Here is a 1,294-nt window from a genome sequence, read left to right on the forward strand (position 1 = left end):
GTGGGTGTGGTTGATCTGGGTCTTGTGGACGTTGTGGACGTTGAGATTCACAGAACAGCTCCCTAAGGCGAGGCGGCCAATCCGCCGGGCACCCAGTAGAGCGTCACGACCGTGAAGCATCCACACCAGCGGGTGCGATCGCTGGGGCGATCGCACCCGTCAGGCGCTTCTATCTGGCTGATTATGGTTCGCGGGACAGATCCGTTTGCCTAGCAACCTCAGTCATAGCCTTGGCTCGAGCAACAACACCAAACGCATGTGCGATGTAGGCTGGATCGTTTGTTTCGAACGCGTCGGCCATGAATTCGGCGACGGCCTGATCGGTCCCTAGATACTCGGCTGGATCAAAGTTGGTCAGCGTTTCAGTCATGGGTTTCTGTCTCTTTCGTATCCGTTGGCGAGGCGGTGCGCCATCTTGATGTCGCGCGCCTGAGACTTTCAAACGTAGTCCCATTGCGACTACAATAGGACTACGTTAACGACTCCGCGAGGATATGCCATGAGCACCACCGCCGATACCTATGTCCGTGCCCGCATCGACTCCGACACCAAGCGGCGTGCCGCCAGCGCCCTTGAAGGGATGGGCCTATCTATCTCCGATGCTATCCGCCTGCTGATGCTTCGCATCGCCGACGAGCACCGCCTGCCCTTCGACGTGAAAGTACCCAACGCAACCACACAGAAGGCTATCGCCGAACTGGAGGCAGGCAAGGGCAAGAAGCTCGCCAGCGTGGACGATCTGATGGCGGACTTGCATGCGAACGATTGAGCGATCCTCAGCGTTCAAACGCGACTACAAACGAGAGTCCAAAGGACAGCACCGCACCGTCCTCGACGACGAGATCAAACGAGTGCTGATCGCTCTAGCGACCGACCAGACGTTGGATGCTCGCTACCGTGACCACGATCTCACAGGCACCTGGTCCGGTTACCGTGAGTGCCACATCAAACCCGACCTACTGCTGATCTACCGAAAGTCAGACGACGACACCCTACGACTTGCAAGACTTGGCTCGCACAGTGCGCTTTTCGGCTAAGCCAAGAACCAGCCAAGGAAGTCAACCGGCAAGACCACCACAACGAGGCTCACCGGGCCAAGGCCGACACAGCGTCATAGCCCGGCATACCGCCGCAAGGCGCGGAATGCCGCAACCGCAGCGCGGGCAGCCGAAGCGGCAAGGCTGCCGTGACAGTGAATGTGGTAGTGGGTGTGGTTGATCTGGGTCTTGTGGACGTTGTGGACGTTGAGATTCACAGAACAGCTCCCTAAGGCGAGGCGGCCAATCCGCCGGGC

General features: G+C 59.0%; 4 protein-coding genes. 2 read left to right on the top strand and 2 right to left on the bottom strand.

What is annotated here, in order from left to right:
• Window positions 1-181: 181 nt before the first annotated feature.
• On the bottom strand, window positions 182-370 hold the full coding sequence (locus EBL85_RS16775) for an addiction module antidote protein (RefSeq protein WP_123143505.1): 189 nt from the start codon (window positions 368-370) through the stop codon (window positions 182-184).
• Between the two features lie 129 nt (window positions 371-499).
• On the opposite strand from EBL85_RS16775, the gene EBL85_RS16780 reads away from it, so the two are divergent.
• Window positions 500-769 carry a type II toxin-antitoxin system RelB/DinJ family antitoxin gene (locus EBL85_RS16780; protein WP_123143506.1) on the top strand — a complete coding sequence of 90 codons (270 nt, stop codon included), beginning with the start codon at window positions 500-502 and terminating at the stop codon, window positions 767-769.
• Entirely contained in the window at window positions 756-1,037 is a 282-nt protein-coding gene (locus tag EBL85_RS16785) for a type II toxin-antitoxin system YafQ family toxin (protein WP_123143507.1), read from the top strand. Before EBL85_RS16780 ends, EBL85_RS16785 begins: the two co-directional genes overlap by 14 nt.
• Before the next feature lie 74 nt (window positions 1,038-1,111).
• Here EBL85_RS16785 and EBL85_RS17320 read toward each other — a convergent pair.
• Window positions 1,112-1,294 (bottom strand): hypothetical protein (locus tag EBL85_RS17320; RefSeq protein ID WP_223806194.1); only part of this gene is annotated, 183 nt, incomplete at its 5' end.

The organism is Marichromatium sp. AB32 (genome assembly GCF_003718675.1).
Taxonomy (GTDB): Bacteria; Pseudomonadota; Gammaproteobacteria; order Chromatiales; family Chromatiaceae; genus Marichromatium; species Marichromatium gracile.